Origin of the sequence: Paenibacillus sp. FSL L8-0644 (assembly GCF_038008165.1) — a bacterium.
Classification (GTDB): domain Bacteria; phylum Bacillota; class Bacilli; order Paenibacillales; family Paenibacillaceae; genus Paenibacillus; species Paenibacillus polymyxa_D.
In genome coordinates, this window is record NZ_JBBOYN010000001.1 from 2811563 (window position 1) to 2831334 (window position 19772).

Below are 19772 nucleotides of genomic sequence, written 5' to 3' on the forward strand. Positions count from 1 at the left end.
ATGTTCAAATCCATGGCCAAAAAGTTTCTTGAACTAGTTTTGTTCTTTCTTATTCTTTCCTTTGTGAGCTTCTGTCTGCTTAAGCTTGTTCCGGGCGATCCCGTCCGGAGCATTCTCCGAGTCGATGATGTAGCTGTGTCCAATCAGCAAATTACGGATATGCGCAGCCAACTAGGGCTGGACCAACCATTACCTGTGCAATATGGTAAGTGGCTGGTTCAGTTGCTTCAGTTTGATTTTGGACAATCTTATTTAACCCATCGTCCGGTATTCACAGAGTTTATGGAAAAACTGCCTTATACGCTGCTGCTGACCGGAGGCTCTCTGTTCATTTTGCTGCTAATAGCTCTACCCTTGGGAACGATGGCTGCGCTCTACCGTAACCGCTGGATTGACAGCGCCAGTCGTGTGTTTGCCTTAATCGGCTCCTCGATTCCCAGCTTTTGGCTGGGGCTTTTGTTTATCGAATGGTTTGCAGTTAAATTGCGCATTTTGCCGTCTATGGGCGAAGGAACCGCTTTTCATTTGGTACTCCCTTCTCTTACCTTGGGATTAGCAATGGCGGCCGTTTATGTACGAATGATTCGCGCAAGTCTGATTGAAAGCTCGGGGCAAGACTTTATCAAAGCGGCGCAAGCGCGTGGCATCAGCCCCATCCGCATTTTTTTCAGACACATGCTCCGTCACAGTCTAGTTCCACTCATTACGGTATTCAGTGAGAGTATAGGTAGCCTACTGGGAGGCACAGTCGTGATTGAAGTGCTATTCGCCTATCCGGGGCTGGGAAAATGGATTGTGGATGCCATTGCTGCAAGGGATTACCCCATAATTCAGGGCTATACCGTATTTATGGCTGTATTCATTGTATGTATCAATATTTTGGTAGAGCTGTCCTACCGTTGGGTCAATCCTGAAATCGCTTTGAAGGAGAAACGTTTATCATGATAAAATCCGTACATGCGGAAAACGGGCAGCTCACTAGAACGCGATTGTCCAAAACATGGATCGTGTCGCTCTCCATCCTGCTCATTCTTTCAGCAATTACAGTCGTTCCGTTTCTTGCACCGCAAGATCCGTATCGTATCCAGATGGGGAATCGACTACAATCGATCAGCGCTACGCACTGGCTGGGAACGGATCATTTGGGCAGAGATGTACTATCGAGAGTCATAGCTGGACTTCGGACGACTGTCGGAACCAGTTTGTTGATTTTGGCCGTTTCGCTGGTTGTCGGGGTCCCTCTTGGTCTGCTTTCAGGATTTATTGGAGGCTGGATGGATCGTGTATTCAAGCGGGTGGTCGATGCCTTCATGACATTACCAGATTATATTTTTGCCATTGTGCTGAGCGGTTTGCTCGGACCAGGCTTAGTAAATCTTATTTTCGCGGTAACTGCGGTAAAATGGGTTGGTTATGCACGCCTGGTGCGTAGTACCGTGCTGGCAGAAAAGCAAAAGGATTACATTTCGTTATCCATACTGGCGGGTACCTCCTCCCTGCGGATTGTCATGCGACATATTCTCCCCCATGCAATAGGGAATGTTCTTGTGCTGGCTACGCTGGATGTCGGCAAAATTATTTTAATGATTGCCTCCCTATCTTTTTTGGGCTTAGGTCCACAGCCACCAATTCCGGAATGGGGTACTATGTTGAATGAAGGACGAGCGTATTTTCAAATGGCTCCCCACCTGATGCTGGTTCCTGGGATAGCTGTCGTGCTAACCGTGCTACTAGCAAACGTATTTGGAGATAAACTACGCGACCGTTAGGATGTTAAAACCCGGACAGAGGAGTGAATTGGCACATGCTGACTATTGAAGGCTTAACGATTCGGACCAATGTAAAAACGATTGTAGAGCAACTGGAGCTTGCCGTTCGTCCGGGGGAATGGTGTGCTCTTGCCGGCGAAAGTGGTAGCGGCAAAAGCATGACGGCGTTCGCTATCGGCGGCCTTCTCCCCTCTTCTGTTACAGCGGAAGGTATCATTGCGTGGAAGGACAATAATTTACTAGATCTACCCGCTAAACAAAGGCGCTCTTTGCTTGGCAGTGAAATATCCTACATTTTTCAAGACTACCACGGGGCTTTCACCCCCTTTCTGCGTGTAGGCAGCCAACTGGACGAGCTGATGCGCGCCCATGGCAAGCAAGATCGCAAGGCGCGCAAGCAGCGCTGTATCGAGGTGCTGGAGCGCGTACAGCTTCCCGCCGAGCGTGTGTACCGCAGCTATCCGTTCCAACTCAGCGGCGGTCAATTGCAACGGGTAGCTATTGCGGCTGCACTACTACTGGAGCCGAAGTTACTTATTGCCGACGAGCCCACAACGGCGCTGGATACGCTCACAGCTCATCGGGTGCTGCAGCTCATTGACCAAATCCGGACGGAAACGGGTATTTCCGTCTTGTGGATCACTCACGATCTGCGTCATGTACGCAAGTATGCAGATCGAATCGCAGTGATGCGCGAAGGTTCACTGGTTGAAATAGGTGAAACGCAAGCGGTGCTGAACCATCCGGACCACCCGTATACTCGTCGTCTATTGGCAGCTATTCCGCCGCTGTCTCCGGGCGCTCCAGCACGTTTACCTTACAACAGCACTGAAGAACAGGACGCAATGGAAAGGAGCGCTGCACATGAATAATCAAGCCGCCTGCGCTCAGCGGCAAGACACGTCTAATCCTGTCGTGACCGTCTCCGGTTTGACGAAGGCTTACACTGGAGGCAAAACGGTGCTGCAAAATGTTGCTCTGTCGATCTCCCCTCGAGAATGTCTGGGCATTGTCGGGGAAAGCGGCAGTGGGAAAAGCACACTCGCTCGCTGTATATTGACATTGGACCCATTTGATCAAGGTGAGCTTAGACTAGATGGGCAGTCTATCCGGGGATTAAAGCGGAGCGAGTTAAAACGGATTCGCAGCAGGCTGGGTGCAGTTTTTCAACATCCATCTGCGGCTTTGAACCCCAGACTAACCATCCTGCAATCCCTGCTGGAGCCACTGGACCAGCTTAAGTACTATGTTCCTTCTTTTATGACGGGTATGTCCTCAGAACGTCGGGATATAGCAGAACATTTGCTTGATATGGTAAAGCTTCCAGCCAGCTATCTGGACAAGTTTCCACATCAGCTTAGCGGTGGGGAAAAGCAGCGTGTAACCATCGCACGTGCCATCAGCACAGAGCCGGATTTTATCGTATTGGACGAGCCAACAGCAAGTCTGGATGTGACCACACAAGCCACCGTTTTAAATCTGCTCAAGGATTTGCAGGATGAGCTAGGATTGGCTTATCTGTTTATCTCACATGATCTGGCGGCTGTGCACTTTATGAGTGATCGAATCATGGTCATGAAAGAAGGCAGTGTGCTTGAGCATTTTCCCAAGGAAGCATTATTTCATTCGGATCGCCATCCCTACACACAATCATTACTGGAGGTTTTTTCAACATGTTGCCTTCCCACCGAGCCTATCTTGCTTTAGCTATCCCTTTAATTATTTCGACGATTACAACCCCGCTACTCGGTGCGGTGGATACAGCTGTAATCGGTCATTTGAGCGATTCCGCGTATTTAGGCGGTGTAGCGGTGGGCACTCTTATTTTCAATACTTTATATTGGCTGTTTGGCTTCCTGCGAGTCAGCACATCAGCTTTCACGGCCCAAGCCGCGGGGGCACAAAATAACGACCAGGGCATAGCTGCTCTCATGCGCCCACTGGCCATTGCTTTACTCATTGGTGCGGTATTCATTGTGTTACAAAAGCCCATTCTGTTAGCTTCTCTGCAGCTAATCCATCCAGCTCAGGATGTGGCAGCGCAGGCAGCAATTTATTTTAACATTCGTATCTGGGGAGCCCCTCTTACATTGGTGAACTATGTGCTGCTCGGCTGGCTGATGGGATTATCCCGTGTGAAGGCTACATTATTTTTGCAAATTACAATGAACGTAATCAATATGGTATTAGCTATTGTATTTACACAGATGATGCATTGGAATGTCACTGGTGTAGCAAGCGCTACTCTGATTGCGGAGGCTCTTGCATGTATATTGGGTCTCGTTCTGGTGTTCCGCTCATCGATTTGGAGAGAATGGAAGCAAAGCGGACAGATGAATTGGCGAGGATGGTTTGGAGCTTCAGAGTTGAAAAGTGTCATGGCAACAAACCTTGATCTTATGATCCGTACAGCCTGTCTGCTGACGATGTTTAATCTGTTTACGGCGCGCAGTGCGAGCTTTGGAACCGATCAATTGGCGGCAAACGCTATTTTGTTGCAGATCCATTACATTATGGCTTACTTTTTTGATGGGTTCGCCAACGCCAGTAGCATCATGACAGGTCAGGCTCGGGGTGCCGGGGATCGTAAAATGCTGCAAAGGGTTATTCACTTGTCCTGGTTCTGGACACTGGTGACCAGCGTAGTGACAGGAGGATTGTATTTCGCACTGAAAGAGCCGCTTATCTCACTATTTACGGACAATGCTACAGTGATTAGCCTTACAGGCCCTTATAATGGGTGGCTTGTGGTCTTTCCACTGGCAGCCGGGCTGGGACTGGTATTCTACGGTGTGTTTACGGGGATGACGGTAACGTATCCGATCCGTAATTCGATGCTGATTTCATTGCTCTGCTTTTTGATCGCTCTCTTCTGGTGCGTTCCCCATTATGGGAATCACGGACTTTGGCTATCCTTTATCGTATTTGCACTAGGACGGTCACTGTTTCTTGTAATCTATTTACCTCGCTTGCAGAGGATATAGCAGCACCTGATTTACATCGCTCTCAAAAACAAAGGATGTCCCATCCACCATGTACGTGGTGTTGGGACATCCTTTTATTATTTATTCATACGGCTTTCAGGTTAGGAGTTTGCAGATACCTCTACTCGCCTTGAGGAACGGTCAAGCCTAAACCTTCGGCTACACGGCGTCCGTATTCAGGATCAGCTTTGTAGAAATGTCCGATCTGACGCAGTTTGATTTCATCACTTTCTACGGGCTTCATCGCATTTACGATGTTTCGGACCAGGCGTGCACGCTCTTCTTCACTGAGCAAGCGGTATAGGTCGCCCGGTTGTGTGTAGTGATCATGATGATCGTAGGCTACACTTTGAGCTTCGCCAGACACTTCAAAAGGAGCCATTTTGTGCGCAGGTGATTCTTTGGGTCCACCGAGACTATTAGGCTCGTAATAGACAGATCCTCCGCCATTGCTGTCACTGCGCAATGCACCATCGCGTTGGTAGTTGTGAACTTCCGCATGCGGACGGTTGATCGGCAACGAATTATGATTTGCACCTACACGGTAGCGATGTGCATCGCCGTAGGCAAACAGGCGTCCTTGCAACATTTTATCCGGGGATGCCTCAATACCAGGAACAAATGAACCCGGGGAGAATGTCGCCTGCTCTACCTCAGCAAAATAGTTCTCAGGATTGCGATCCAGCACCATGCGTCCAACCTCGATCAGCGGGTAATCCTTTTGAGACCATACTTTTGTCACATCAAATGGATCAAAGCGATACGTATCTGCATCTTCTACCGGCATAATCTGCACATGAAGTTTCCATGCCGGAAAATCACCTTTTTTGATGGCATTAAACAAATCTTCTGTATGATAATCCGGATTTTCACCAGCAATTTTCGCAGCCAAATCCACATCAAGATTTTGCACACCTTGCTCTGTTTTAAAATGATATTTCACCCATACTGCCTGTCCTTCGGCATTTACCCACTTGAACGTGTGACTACCGAAACCATGCATATGTCTAAGAGTAGCTGGAATACCGCGGTCAGACATTAGAATACTTACCTGATGCAGCGATTCAGGAGATAAGGACCAGAAATCCCAGACCGCATTCGGGTTTTTCAGATGGGTTTGGGGATGGCGTTTTTGCGTATGAATAAAGTCAGGAAATTTAATGGCATCCCGAATAAAAAACACAGGTGTATTATTGCCCACGAGATCATAGTTGCCTTCTTCTGTATAAAACTTCACCGCAAAACCACGCGGGTCGCGTACAGTATCGGACGAGCCCAGCTCACCCGCCACTGTAGAAAAGCGAATAAACATCGGTGTACGCTTGCCCACCTCAGACAAGAAGCTTGCTTTTGTATATGCAGACAAATCATTAGTAACTTCAAAATATCCGTGTGCTCCTGCACCTTTTGCATGAACGACACGTTCCGGCACACGCTCCCGGTTAAAATGTGCCAATTTCTCCAGCAGATGCACATCCTGAATTAGTGCGGGACCCCGCGAGCCTGCTGTGATCGAATTTTGATTATCTCCAACAGGAGCGCCCCAGCTTGTAGTCAGGTTCGTTGGTTGGTTACTCATGATTGAAATCACCTCTTGAATGAATTGGTTGACTATGTGTCTTTCACTATAAATTGTGCACAAACAAAAATCAATACTTTTTTATAATTATTATAATTTAGGATTTAGAATTAGTTTAAAATCATAAATAAAAAAGCAAGCCCCCTAAGGCTTGCCGTATATGCAGTACTGTATTTATTTACTAATAGGTATACTTCCATTTTCACGTTCTGTAATGATTCCTTTGATCACTTCTCGAAGTTTTGCCATTGAGGCTTTCAGACAATATTCATATAGAATTCATCATAAAATCATAAAAGTAGCTGCTTGCTATCGAGAAAATCCAAGATATCCTGAACCGACGGGATTACCTCCCGCCCTTCAGTGGATACGATTAAATCCGGTTCCAACGGTGCTTCATAAGGAGCATCAATCCCCGTAAAATGATGAATTTCTCCGGCGCGCGCTTTCTTGTACATTCCTTTTGGATCGCGTCGCTCACATTCCTCCAGGCTGCACTGTATATATATCTCATAGCAACCTTCTTGCTTTAAAATCTCCTTTACCATTTCACGATCTTCACGATAAGGGGAAATGGTGGCGCAAATGGTTAGGACACCCGCATGTGCCATTAGCTTTGCAACTTCAGCAATACGACGAATATTTTCTTTACGGTCAGCGGGTAGGAAACCTAGATTCCGATTTAAACCATGCCGAACATTATCCCCATCCAAAATAAACGTGTGTATGCCTCGTGCATATAACGCTTTTTCAAGTGTGGAGGATACCGTTGATTTTCCCGAACCAGACAGCCCTGTAAACCAAAGCACCGGACTTTTATGGCCATTCAAAAGCTGACGCGCTTGCTTATCAATATCGGACACATGCCAGGTTATATTCGAAGATGGTTCCATTCAGCACCTTCCTTTTTCATGGGATATTATAGTAAACGATTTAATGCACTGCCTTTACTTCAAGAAAGAACATTTTTAAAGCTGTTTAAAGTATGTTGGTCTGCTTTGTGATCCAACACTGCAAAAACAATCCGGTCAAACAGCAAACCATATCCTTCATCTACAATCACTTGCTTGAACCAGAGGGCAACCTCTTCCGGCTTATTGCGGAATACCCCGCAACCATAGGCTCCCAGCACAAGATGTTCTACGCCGTTTTGCTTAGCCATTCCAAGAATGTAACGGATTCGCTCCAGCATCAATTCACCAATCCGATTCACCTGCTCTGGCTCCCGTTCTCGCACCACTCCAGCATTTACAGCAGGTGCGGTCAGGAAATCGACTTGATACGGCTTCTCCAACAATGTTCCCTGATCATCCCGAAATACCGGAACTTCAGGCGAATAAATCATATAATCTGAATAAAAACAGCTCCGCAGCTTCCGATTATGTCCATACATCTCTTCCATTTGTGAAATGCAAGGATACAACGCTGACGAACGAGCCAAGCTTTCCTCTTGAGCCTGGCTGCCTCCGAGAAATCCACCTCCCGGGTTTTTGGCTGATGCAAAATTCAAACACGCCACGTGGGTCAGCTTCTCCTCTACCTGGAGTCTGTATGCCGCCTGTAACGTGCTTTCTCCCGTAACCTCCAATTTTGCAATGATCCTCTGTTCGTCTATGCGAGAAGAAGGCTCCAATATACTTTTTATTCTTTGCTCTGCCTCTTGTTTTACAGTTACCAGCTGAGAAGGTGTATATAACTTCGAGCCTGTGACCGCATTCCCTATGTCATTTGTCATATTTACTTGAGCCTGTTTGTTATTCGTATAATACCCATGTTCCAAAATGGATAGTGTTTCCTGCGCCATATGCGACCGGGCATCTCGGTTGCTCCGGGAATTCATTGTATTTTTCATGATGACGATTCCTCCTTTTGCAATACATCCTCACGTAAATTCGTCAATATTTCTCCTAGCCAGTTCGTGCCACGCCATAGCTTGCGGTTCCGTATACGAGCATCGTTCTCAGCTAAGCCTACACCCCAAATGGTGTCGGTTGGACTAGCCTCAACCAGAGTGGTTCCTTTCGTTTTAAGCAAGTGCTTGAGCAAATTCGGATTTTGTGTAAACTTGGCGTAATTACCGTCATACACAAATTGCCGGCAATTGGCCTCCCACAAGGATTGGTCAAATCCGCGCACACTGCGGCCGCGGGCTTTTTGTTCCCTTGGAGTAGGGGCTTGCATAATTTTCAAGGCCGCCTCTTCATCCCCAAAAAGCTGGGCTTTTTTTAACATCATATATTGCTCGGCACAGTTAAACTCCATTCCATCCACGACAAAATCAGAAGGATACCATTGCGAAAACGGCGAATGACTGCGATAAAAAAACGTAAACTTTTCCATGATGATTCCTCATTTCATATTCCTTATGTTACATAAAACGCGACCGAGGCTTAAATCGGTATAACTTGGATGGACGGTGTCCGGCCGCTTTTCTATACTCATTGGTTTCTTCCACGAGATCAGCTATTTTGCGACGAAAAGCTGCAGCCAACAGCTCCTTACCTAGAATAATTTCATACACCTGCTGAAGCTCACTTAGTGTAAATAGAGCCGGCATCAGGTGAAATGCGATATCTGTGTATTCTATTTTGCTGCGCAGACGCTCTATACCGTACGCAATAATTTTGGCATGATCAAAAGCAATTCCCTGTGACTCCAGCACTTCTCGCTTGATTTCAATGGTTCTTCCCTTAATAATTTCAGTTATTTTTACTTTGGCTGACAGATGGATGTCCCCATGCTTCAATGTGATGTCAATGTCTTGTTCCCATGTGTAACCTTCCGGCTGATTCGTCCGCGTCTCCTGAGCTACGCTGTAATCCAGCTCAAACCATTGGGCATCAGCGGCATCATCCCCCGCCTGTACCTCCAAGGAATCGTGGTCAACTAAAGCCATGTAAGCGCAACTGATCACCCGCATACGTGGATCACGTGCCACATCTCCCCAAGTATATAGCTGCTCCATATAAATCTGATCCACATTCGTTTCCGTTTTAAGCTCGCGTCGTGCAGCTTCTTCCAGACTTTCATCTATGCCTACAAAACCACCTGGCAACGCCCATTGTCCTATATAGGGATGCTCCCCTCTTTGGATCAAAAGAAGCTGTAGGGTCTTCTCCGGCAGCTTACGGTAATTTTGTTGGAGCTGATCCATTACCGTAAATAGCAGCATATCTACCGTTACGGATGGGCGCTCATATTCACTCGCATCATAAGCGGCCAAAAATTCCTCTTCCGTCAAGCCACTGTAATTATGTTTCAATCCATCTGTCACTTGCGTCACCTACCTGTTCATATATGGGTATTTCATCGCTTTTGAGTCAAAAGTGGCGAATGCTCTATGTAACTTTTAATTTGAATCAATTGATAAAAACAAAATGTTAATATCAATACAATAATATATAAAAACTGCTTCGTCAATAGGGTGTATAGACCTATTTTTAATCGTTTGATAGTACTATTAGACTGTTTACTGAATTTTACTTGTTGCTTATTGTCATATCATGTATGATGTTTTGGTCAATATAGGAAACACAACATACTAATCACGTAGGGAGAAGATCCAATTGTCTAACCAGTTTAATCCGCAAAACAATCAACAAGGAGCACCATCCAGACCAGCCCCTGTGTACCCGCCTCCAGTCTCATTCAAGGAATGGATGATCAGTTTACTTCTGATGGCTATACCGGTAGTTGGACTTATTATGCTGTTTGTGTGGGCATTTAGCGGCTCGACTAATCCGAGCAAAGCTAATTACGCTAAAGCAGGCCTTCTTTGGGCCGCTATTGTAATCGTGATCTATATCATTATGGCTGTTGCTCTGTTACCTGCACTCATAAGTTCATTGAATTCAAGCAGCTACTATTGATTCCAAGTACATAGCAAAACAACCTTCCGATAAATCAACCTGATACATCAGAAGGTCTTTAAACTAAACTGCCGACCCCGTCGGCAGTTTTTATTTGATCTCTTTTCCCTTTAATTGTACCAAAGATCATCTGTTTTAAGTTCCTGTAGACTGCTCAAAAACGATTTTGAGTTATCAACATAAAGTTCAGTATCAATATAGTACAGCTTTTTATCATGTAAGCACTGATCAATATACTCTGCATTTAATATACTTTTATCTTCTACATTGGCGGCAAAAGCTTGCAGTTTGGGAAGCGCGGTTTTCTGATATTCAAGCCATGAATGATGGAATCCAGCTGGCTCCTCCAGACAATAAATGTCATGATACAGCGCTTCAGCAATCCCCTTCTTCCTGAGATAGTCGGGTAAGAAAGGCATACTTTTGAAGTACCGGCCGGTCATGGCGAACACGCGATAGCTCCAATAAGGAGCACCGTGATTAGATTGGCAAAAAAGATTCAGGAAGAATACAGAGTAGTGCATTTTAATTGTAATAACTTGATGTTTCTTCACTTCCGAAACAATACGATCCGCCATCCGGCTATCAATGATCTCATCAAAATCAGCCAAAATGATTACATCATCATCCTCAACCTTATCCTGCAAGATAGAGGTACTCTTGTTTCTTTGGCAAGCCTCATTATGAAACGCACTGTTATGGCTGAGCAGACGCCAGTACCAGCGGTCAAAGTTATCCGCACCGCAGCTATCCACATCAAAGTACAATGAGTGCTTCTCAGGTTCACGAAACATTTGATCCGCATGAAATGGATGATAAATGACCTTGGGACCAACATAATCTGGATTAAAGTTCCGAGGCTTATCTAAATAGCTGAACGTCTTGTTAGCTTCGATCACGTGCAACTCATCAATCCAACCGGAATTTTCTTTTATTTTAATATCTGCAATGCGATTTTCATTGAAAAATGGACAAAATTCATATATTTTCATAATCTGAAGCTCCCCTCCGCTATCATGGTATATGGGCGAACACTGATGCTTTGGCACAGATGTCTGGATATGAGGCGTATTAGCTCAGCGATCGTCTGATCCTTATAATGCAGTGAACTATAATAGCAGGTTAAACTTAATCTGTCGCATCTAAGACCTGCCGTCATATTTAACTTGTAAGCAGAGGGATTGTCCGCCGCGTTCGTATTTCCGTAAGATATGGGTAAAGGCTCAAACAAATCATCAGCTATCCCGTTCATTTCCTCTGATTGGTAATGGAAAAGCATGTGTGTTCCGTCCCTTAGTGGTTCCTTATCTAGATAAATTCCCTGTATCATATGTCGTAAAATAAAATAATCCAAGCCTTCAGATGGAATATGCCGCAACGTATGTGTGATATGTCTCAGTGCCGTTTCCCAATTCCCCAATAGTTCTCCTTCTGGGATCTGAATTCGAAGGGGGTATGCACCGGCAAAAAAACCGATAGTACGATCAATCATAATACCCGGCAAAAAAGACTCACGTTGATAAGACATCACATGCAGCAGCAAATCCGATTGCTTTTTCAATTGGAAACAAGCTTGTGACAACGCCGTCAGTAAGATGCTCAGTGGAGTAGTATGATGCTTCATAGCCAATGCCTTTAGAAGAAGAATATGCTCCTCTCCTTCAAGTAAATCATACGTTATAGTTCTCATGTGTCGGTGAAGAGGCTGTATCTCCGATTCCCTGTCAACCTGTAAAGATTGGCCGCCTTCCACAACCTTACTCCAGAAAGTGGATGCTTTAGGAAAAGGGTCCTTTGCCGCATATTGCGACAACGCTATGCACCAATCCCGATAACTGCTTTCCTTCTCCTCCGCATGTAACGCCAAATCACTCCTTTTTCCCGGCAAGAGAAGATGTCTCAACTCTTCTAAAAAAATGTTTATGGAAATCCCGTCAAAAATTAAATGATGGAACAGAAGTAATATCACCTGTTGTCTCTTTTCGCAATAATGGTCAAACAACACAACTTTCCATAAAGGTCCTTCCTTGATATCGAATTCATGCTGCACTTTCGAGCAGTATTCCGAAATGTAGGCGTCATGTGATCCCGAGATCATGTGCAAATCTACGTAAGAAACTACCTCTCCTGCACTTATTTTCTGCTCAAACTGATACCATTCATCATCCAGTTGAGCAAACGACAGCCGCAACGCCGCATGTTTGTTCAATAGTGGTTCAATCGACGCGTTCAGCAATTCTGTAGGAATGTAATTCTTGAGCCGAGCCAAGTAAGGTACATTAAACATGTTATAATTCACGAGATCTCTTTGGAAAAAACGTTTTTGTACAGCAGACAGCGGAAATCCGTCATCCGGGTATTCTTTTCTTATAGACTGATATGGGATATCCATGTTCGGACAAAGGTCAGTTGCTGTATCCGTCATTGCATGGATCAATGAAAGGGCCAAAAGTTCAATCGTCTGTTCGCGAAATATTTGGTTGACCGTAACCGGATATCCGCTTTTTTGCAATAGGCTGGCTATTCGTAGTGCATGGAGCGAATGGCCTCCCAACGTGTGAAAATCTTCATTCTTGCCAATGTAATCAAGCTTCAGGACCATGCTCCAAACTTCTTCTATGGTTTGCTCCAGTTCAGTCTTCGGTCCAGCATTTGCTTCCTTATCGCTGCTATGGATTTCAGGTAAAGGAAGATTTTTGCGATCGATTTTCCCGTTAGCCGTTAATGGGAACGATTTCAGCCAAACGTAACGAAACGGTAACATATAAGAAGGAAGACCTTCAGCCATAAAAGTATGAAGCTGCTCCACTCGTTGCTCCTCTTCCGCTGTATAGTAAGCGATCATCCGCAAATCGCCATAAACCTCCCGGATAAAGACCAGACATTCTTTCACTACAGGATAGCTGTTAAGACGGAACTCGACTTCTCCGAGTTCGATTCGATAGCCGCGAAGTTTCACCTGATCGTCAGCCCGTCCGATATACTCGATATTCCCGTCTGGCAGCCATCTTGCCCGATCTCCCGTACGGTATAGAATTGAATTCGTACCTCTTTCACCATCTTTGGCAGAGCGATAAGGATTCGGTGCAAACGCATGCTGTGTCAATTGGTTTTGCCGCCAATACCCCCTTGCAACCCCGTCTCCCCCCACGCATAATTCCCCGATTGCTCCGACAGGCTGAACACGACCCCACTTGTCCAGAATATAACAAGTTGAGTTACTAATGGGCTTGCCAATAGGAATATTCTGCTCAAAAGGCTTTTCGATCCGGTAGCTCGTCGAAAAGGTGGTGTTCTCCGTAGGACCGTATACATTGAGAATCGAAAGTTCCGGATTGGCAAGACGGATACGATTGATATGCTTAACCGACAAAACTTCCCCACCTATGAGCAACCATTGGAGTCCAGCAAATATCTTTTCATTTTCTTCAATCCAGTGATTACACAGTGCAGAACTTAGCCATAGTGTATTAATTCTCCACTCCTTCATCCGCTGCTCCAGCACATGTATATTTAGAAGATCATCTTTTGAAACTACAAACAGCTGTCCTCCATTCAGCAGCGTCCCCCAAATTTCAAACGTAGAAGCGTCAAAAACAGGCGAACCTGTATAAAGCAATCTGATATCAGAAGAAAACGGAAAATAACAGGTGTTTTTGACCAAGCGAATGACATTGCGATGTTCCACCATAACGCCTTTCGGTTTTCCCGTCGATCCGGATGTATACATTAGATAAGCAAGGTCATTGGGAGCAATCATGTTCTCCTTCTCTTCTTGTTCCACAACTCCATTTTGGTCAAAATACTTTGTATCCATCAGTGTTAAACGGATTCCCTTACAGGCTTCCGAGATACGTTCCGCTCCTTCCTGTGAAGTGATAATGGTGTCCAGTCCAGCGTCCTTGATTAATTCGCGGGTTCTTGCTGCCGGAAAATCGGGGTCAATGGGAACATAGGCATATCCCGCTTTCATGATCGCCAGGATGGAGACAATGAATTCAAGAGAGCGCGGCAAGTAAACTCCAATAAACTTTCCATGATTGTTATCATCAGCATCATCCGTTAACATCTTGGCAACGTGCTGGGATATGAGGTTTAGGGTGTGGTAGGACATAACCTGATTGTGCGCAATTACTGCAGGCTGTGAAGACCGCAGCTCCGCTTGCTCTTGGAATAGATCAATAATTGAACGCTCTCTGGGATATGCTGTATACGTATTGTTCCAGTCGTAGACGATTCGTTCATATTCATCCTTGTTCATGAAGCAAACGTCTCTGACGTTGTAATTCGGGTATTCCAGCACATATTCCAGCGTATTTAGCAGATGCTCTGCTAGTCGACAAACCGTTTCTTGGTTCAATCGATCTGCATCATACATAAACTTGATGGTGATCTGTTCCCCGTCATTGGCAACGGTGATCGTCATTGGATAATTCGTTTTCTCTCGTTCCTCCATAGCTGACATCTTCAATTCATTTTCTGGTTGCCGATAGTCGTTCAAATAATTTTCGAATGCTACGATGCTGTAAAACATGACATGTCCTTGAATACCAGTCCAGCTCTTCAGTTCATTCAGACTCACATAGCTGTAGTCATTTAGTTTCTGAATGGTTTGGTGCAGCTTTTGTACATATTCAGTGATGGTTTGCTCGACATTCCAGTGCATGACCAAAGGCAGCGTATTAATCAGCATACCTGTGATCTGATCCGCTTTTGCAAGATCCGATCCCCTTCCGGAAACGACCATACCAAATATGGTTGTATCCGCATCTTGATAGACTTGTAGCACTTTACCCCATGCAAACTGCACCAACGTATTTAGCGAAACTTGTGCTTGCTGAACAAAATCAGCGATCCGCTTGGTTCGTCTCGGATCAATACAAAGAGTCTCGATCTGCTGGTTCTCAATCGGTTGATGTGCCTCGGGAAGTATGCCCTTCTCTATCGGTAGTTGGGTTGGCTCCGTTACGTCGGCTAAATATGCCTTCCAGAATAACTCGGCCTCTGTGCGATCCTTATTGTTTAACCAACGAATATAAGTTTCATAAGAACGGGTCAAGCTGCGCTGTGGCATCCGGTTTTGCAGGCTACAAACATAGAGTTCATGAACTCGATTTATTAGTAGCGGCAGGCTCCAACCGTCCAGCAAAATATGGTGGTAGCTCCAGATCATCGTCCATTCGTTTGAAACAGTCTGAATCAGTGTTATGCGGAATGCAGGCTGACTCAGATCAAAACGGCGATTACGATCCATTGTCATCCAGCGTTCGATACACTCTTGTTGCTGCTCTGGTTGCTCTGCTTCAAAATCCAAAAATGTCCAATTCCATTCTACATTTCGGATAATACATTGTATGGGCTTGTCCAACGCCTCCCAAATGTAGCAAGTCCGCAAGCTATCATTTTCAGAAATGATGCTGTTCCAGGCTTCCCGGTAACAGTCTACCTCTAGCCTACCATGATATTTCCAACTAACCTGCACAAAGTATTGATCGGAACTAGGATGATCTAAATAATGGAACAGCAGTCCTTCCTGTAAGGGACTTAGATGCATCATTTTATCTAGACCATATTGCCAATGATATGTCTTTACGATCTCGTCAAGCGAATGTTGTTCCAGTGACACGGATGGAAAATCACTAGGTGTGAACTCTTGGTGTTCAGTCCGGCTACAATGTTCGATAATAGCAAGCACACGTGTTATAAAAGTATCTAACAACTGAGTAATGGTGGTTTCTTCATAGTGACGTTTGCTATATTTCATAAACAAATGCAGCTTGCTATGAACAATGGAACAGTTGAGTTCCAATAGGCTTGTTCCATGATTAAGCGGCGAGCTATAATCCTGTGCTGCGTCACTTGTAAACCCTAACCACTGGTTTAATTCGCTCGCATTCCCCTGATCAAACTGGCCCAAGTAATTGAAAAGAGCCTGAGGTTCAGAAGCTGATAACTCGGAACGGACTTCTGTATTCGGATGGCAGTATCTCAAAGCGCCATATGACATGCCGCGGTGAGGAATACAACGCAACTGCTCTTTGACAGATTTAATCGTCGCTCCCAAGGGGGAACTGTCCGTAATCTGAATGCATACCGGAAACATGGAGGTAAACCAACCGATGGTTCTTGTCAGATCTATATCGGATACAAAGTGCTCACGTCCATGGCCTTCTAAGCGAAACGCAATCGTCTTCTGTCCAGACCAAGCGGAGAGCGCCAGGGACCAGGCTGTAAGTAGCAGGTCGTTGATCTCAGTATGATAAGCCTGAGAGCAATGATGCAAAAGCAGTTCCGTATCGTCAGGAGTAAGCATTGTAACTAATTCCGAAGATTCACTGCTCTTTTTACGATCCGGGTAATGGTCTACTGGCAATACAAATGCTGCGGTTTGATGCTGCACTTTTTTCCAATATTCAATATGACGTAAAGTATCTTTATGTCTAGAATAACTCATCAATACAGAATGCCACTTCTTGTATGGATTTAAAACAGTAGGCAGCGCTATACCCTGATACAATTGATACAATTCCTGAACCAATATTCTCCAAGACACTCCATCAATGACTAGATGATGTATAGTCATAAACAGACGGGTTTTACCGTCAGGGTGACCTTGAATTACTCCTGCATACATCATGGCACCCGTCTCGTAATTCAATTGTCTGTTCCACGTATCACAAATGCTTGAAATTTCGGATTCGGGATAATCGACTTGTTGAAGGGTGTAGCTAGCCAGTTGAATGGAAACATCCTTTCGGTAGCGCTGCGAATACACATGTTCCTTGACTACGATCTCCATCGACAGCTCTGGATGTAATCGAATCAATTGATTAATGGCGGTTTCCAGCTTCACAGGATCACAATCACGGAGTACAAACAGCTGGGATTGGTTGAAATAATGCGGCTCTACAAACTGTTGCTCGAAAAACCAGTGCTGGATCGGTGTCAAACCAAATTCGCCTGTCAAGTCAATGCTGAGATCTTCCTTTTGATCATTGTCTGTCCAAGTAACCACAGCAGCTAATTTCTGAATGGTTGGATACTCCGCAACTTGTCTTGGAGTAAGCATGATACCATGATCCCTGGCCATAGATACGACCTGAATGGCAAGAATTGAGTCTCCCCCAACCGCGTAAAAATGGTCGTTAACCCCGATATCTCCTCTTTTTAAAATCTGCCGCCAAATCCAAAGCAAGCGCTTTTCGAAACCGTCCTCGTCTGCTTCCACAATTTCATCAGCTTGATTAAATAAGGTACCCCTCGGATCAGGGAGAGCTCCACGGTCGACTTTACCGTTTGTATTTACTGGAACTGACTCCAGATAACAAAAATATGAAGGAACCATATAAGCTGGTAATACAGAGTTTAAGTGCTGTGTCAGATCGGCCTCTTTCAGCTCTTCTACAGCAGTATAATAGGCCACCAGTTTATGGTAGGCCCCGTCCTTCCAGGCTTGAACGACACATTGACCGATGTCAGGATGTTGGCGGAGCTGATGTTCTATTTCACCCAGCTCGATACGATACCCTCTGATTTTAATTTGTTCATCGATACGGCCGATAAATACCAATTCACCATCCGGCGTCCATTTCACAATGTCCCCGGTTTTATATAGCCGCTCACTGTGTGGCGGATATTCACTGCTAATTACAACCTCTTTGTGAACGAACTGTTCCTGAGTCAGTTCTTCACGATTCAAATATCCTCTGGCAAGCCCTATACCGCCCACCCATAGTTCGCCGGGAACGCCGACAGGCACAGGACTGCCGAATGGATTCAAAACGAATAAACGTTTGTTATAGACGGGTTTGCCGATCGTAATTTCTTTTCCCGGTCTGCAGACGGAAGTAGAACAAATAATCGTCACTTCGGTCGGCCCGTAAGCGTTCACGAATCGTCTTCCTCTTCCCCAATAGTCCACAATATCAGGCGTACAGGGTTCTCCAGCAGATACAATTGTCCGCAATCTTGGCAGTTCTCTATGTTTCATCGTTCGCAGCACAGATGGCGTTAGCATCGCAACGTGGATATTTTTCTCTTCAAGAATATCTGAAATGTCTGCATAAGGAGGCAGTTCCTCGTCTGACAGAACAACCACTGTTCCGCCTACTGATAGCGTGCCGATCCATTCATAGACTGAAGCGTCGAAACTAATGGAGGCGAATTGCATGACTCTTGAATCTGAGGTGATACCAAACTTTTCAACAAGATAAGGGATCAACGTAACCAGACCCGCGTGTTCAATAAGGGTTCCCTTCGGTTTTCCAGTAGAACCGGATGTGTAGATGACATAAGCGAGATCATTCTGTGTAACCTTGATCTTCAAGTTTTCGTAGGGATAGTAGTCCTGCTGCACCAAGCATTCATCCACACAAATCAGCGAATATGCTCCCCTACCCATTTGAGAAATATATGGATTTAGCCTACTTACTAATTGGCTGTGCGTTATAATCATTTGGGCCTGTGCATCTTCTAAAATAAATCGCAGCCGTTCCCCAGGATATTGGGGATCGATCGGAAGATAAGCAGCGCCCGCTTTCATAACTCCAAACATCGACGGGATCACATCTGCGCTTCTATCCAAGACGATGACAATCAGCGTGCCGGTCGGCAGAACGCCATGCCCCTGTATCGAATACGACTCTAAAATCATGCGGCTGATTTGATTTGCCCGGTGATTTAACTCATAGTAGGTCAGCTTCTGCTCTCCAAACTCTAAAGCGATTGCATCGGGTGTTCGGCCAGCCTGCTCTTCGATCAATTGAACCACGGTTTTATCCAAAGGATAGGCTTGTTCCGTATCATTCCATTGTTGCATCTGTCTGCGTTCTCTTGTGGTCAGCATGGGGTGAAATAGTACCGTCTTCTCCGGAAGAAGGAGTGCATTTGCCAGCAGTGTTTTGAAATGGCCTGCGAATCTGGCGATTTGCATTTTTCCGAAACGGCTGCCATCATACTGTATTGCGCACTCCAATATATCCGGGTCATACCGGTAGCAGAGCACGATTTCTGGCTGATCTATACCATAAAGGGGAGGGGACTTTTCCGCATTTAAACTTGGAGAAGGAAAGTCACCATAAATCTCTGCGATACACACATTGAAGAAATCCTTCCCTGCCCCTGATGGAGGATCAACTTTAGTTTGCTGCGAAAAATCCTCTCTCAATTCGTCGCTACTATATTGTTTGTTCCATTCCATTTGTATCCTTTGTATCAAAGAGAGAAGATGATCTTCCTTCTGTATATGAATGAGTAATGGATAATCCAGACGACATTCTTTCCCTTCCTTGTCTGATACCACGGAATATAAAACAGGCAGAGCGTATTGATTGGAGTAATGGGATAGCAGTACGGACCATATGGCTGTTATAAAAGAAGGCATACCCAACTGATGATGCTGTACAAAACCCATAATCGTTTTGACCTGTCTTGTCCCCAAACGAATCTTGTAAAGTGCTTGATCATCGCCTTCGGGCAATCCGGCATTTCCTTTTTGCTGAGAAAATAAAGGCAAGTAACGTCGCGGCCTATCAGAACTACTCTGATTAGATGTATTAGCTGATTCCATCAC

Annotated in this window: 13 protein-coding genes; 6 read left to right on the top strand and 7 right to left on the bottom strand. The window is 45.2% G+C overall.

Features of this window, described 5'->3' with window-relative positions; genetic code table 11:
- From nikB to NSS94_RS12600, 5 genes are read left to right on the top strand one after another with little or no spacing between them, the layout of a single operon-like run.
- Positions 1 to 945: a nickel ABC transporter permease gene (gene nikB / locus NSS94_RS12580; RefSeq protein WP_165146512.1), complete on the top strand. Its 945-nt coding sequence runs from the start codon at positions 1 to 3 to the stop codon at positions 943 to 945.
- The gene (gene nikC / locus NSS94_RS12585) at positions 942 to 1769 is read left to right on the top strand and encodes a nickel transporter permease (protein ID WP_341039394.1); all 828 of its coding nucleotides are present in this window, start codon (positions 942 to 944) and stop codon (positions 1767 to 1769) included. The genes nikB and nikC overlap by 4 nt, the downstream gene beginning before the upstream one ends.
- A gap of 35 nt (positions 1770 to 1804) precedes the next feature.
- The gene (locus tag NSS94_RS12590; protein ID WP_069011813.1) at positions 1805 to 2641 is read left to right on the top strand and encodes an ABC transporter ATP-binding protein; all 837 of its coding nucleotides are present in this window, start codon (positions 1805 to 1807) and stop codon (positions 2639 to 2641) included.
- Positions 2634 to 3476 (top strand): ABC transporter ATP-binding protein, encoded by an 843-nt coding sequence (locus NSS94_RS12595; protein WP_069011811.1) that lies wholly within the window; start codon positions 2634 to 2636, stop codon positions 3474 to 3476. Before NSS94_RS12590 ends, NSS94_RS12595 begins: the two co-directional genes overlap by 8 nt.
- Positions 3443 to 4753, top strand: coding sequence for an MATE family efflux transporter (locus NSS94_RS12600; RefSeq protein ID WP_165146524.1), 1311 nt, complete (start codon positions 3443 to 3445; stop codon positions 4751 to 4753). The genes NSS94_RS12595 and NSS94_RS12600 overlap by 34 nt, the downstream gene beginning before the upstream one ends.
- Before the next feature lie 121 nt (positions 4754 to 4874).
- Here the strand turns inward: NSS94_RS12600 and katA are convergent, their stop codons facing one another.
- The 5 genes from katA to NSS94_RS12625 all read right to left on the bottom strand — a co-directional run bounded on the left by katA (position 4875) and on the right by NSS94_RS12625 (position 9606).
- Positions 4875 to 6332: a catalase KatA gene (katA, locus tag NSS94_RS12605; RefSeq protein ID WP_029515135.1), complete on the bottom strand. Its 1458-nt coding sequence runs from the start codon at positions 6330 to 6332 to the stop codon at positions 4875 to 4877.
- A 290-nt stretch (positions 6333 to 6622) separates the two neighbouring features.
- The gene (gene cysC / locus NSS94_RS12610) at positions 6623 to 7225 is read right to left on the bottom strand and encodes an adenylyl-sulfate kinase (protein WP_165146527.1); all 603 of its coding nucleotides are present in this window, start codon (positions 7223 to 7225) and stop codon (positions 6623 to 6625) included.
- A gap of 59 nt (positions 7226 to 7284) precedes the next feature.
- Complete coding sequence (locus NSS94_RS12615) at positions 7285 to 8184, bottom strand: TIGR02452 family protein (RefSeq protein ID WP_341039395.1); 900 nt, start codon at positions 8182 to 8184, stop codon at positions 7285 to 7287.
- Positions 8181 to 8672: an NADAR family protein gene (locus NSS94_RS12620; RefSeq protein ID WP_029515139.1), complete on the bottom strand. Its 492-nt coding sequence runs from the start codon at positions 8670 to 8672 to the stop codon at positions 8181 to 8183. The genes NSS94_RS12615 and NSS94_RS12620 overlap by 4 nt, the downstream gene beginning before the upstream one ends.
- A gap of 28 nt (positions 8673 to 8700) precedes the next feature.
- The gene (locus tag NSS94_RS12625) at positions 8701 to 9606 is read right to left on the bottom strand and encodes an NUDIX hydrolase (RefSeq protein ID WP_341040410.1); all 906 of its coding nucleotides are present in this window, start codon (positions 9604 to 9606) and stop codon (positions 8701 to 8703) included.
- A 292-nt stretch (positions 9607 to 9898) separates the two neighbouring features.
- On the opposite strand from NSS94_RS12625, the gene NSS94_RS12630 reads away from it, so the two are divergent.
- A complete protein-coding gene (locus NSS94_RS12630; protein ID WP_069011801.1) occupies positions 9899 to 10201 on the top strand; it encodes a hypothetical protein in 303 nt (100 codons plus the stop codon).
- Positions 10202 to 10311: 110 nt separating this feature from the next.
- On the opposite strand, the gene NSS94_RS12635 is transcribed toward NSS94_RS12630, so the two are convergent.
- Entirely contained in the window at positions 10312 to 11193 is an 882-nt protein-coding gene (locus NSS94_RS12635; RefSeq protein WP_341039396.1) for a hypothetical protein, read from the bottom strand.
- The gene (locus tag NSS94_RS12640; protein WP_341040411.1) at positions 11190 to 19769 is read right to left on the bottom strand and encodes an amino acid adenylation domain-containing protein; all 8580 of its coding nucleotides are present in this window, start codon (positions 19767 to 19769) and stop codon (positions 11190 to 11192) included. The genes NSS94_RS12635 and NSS94_RS12640 overlap by 4 nt, the downstream gene beginning before the upstream one ends.
- Between the last annotated feature and the right edge of the window lie 3 nt (positions 19770 to 19772).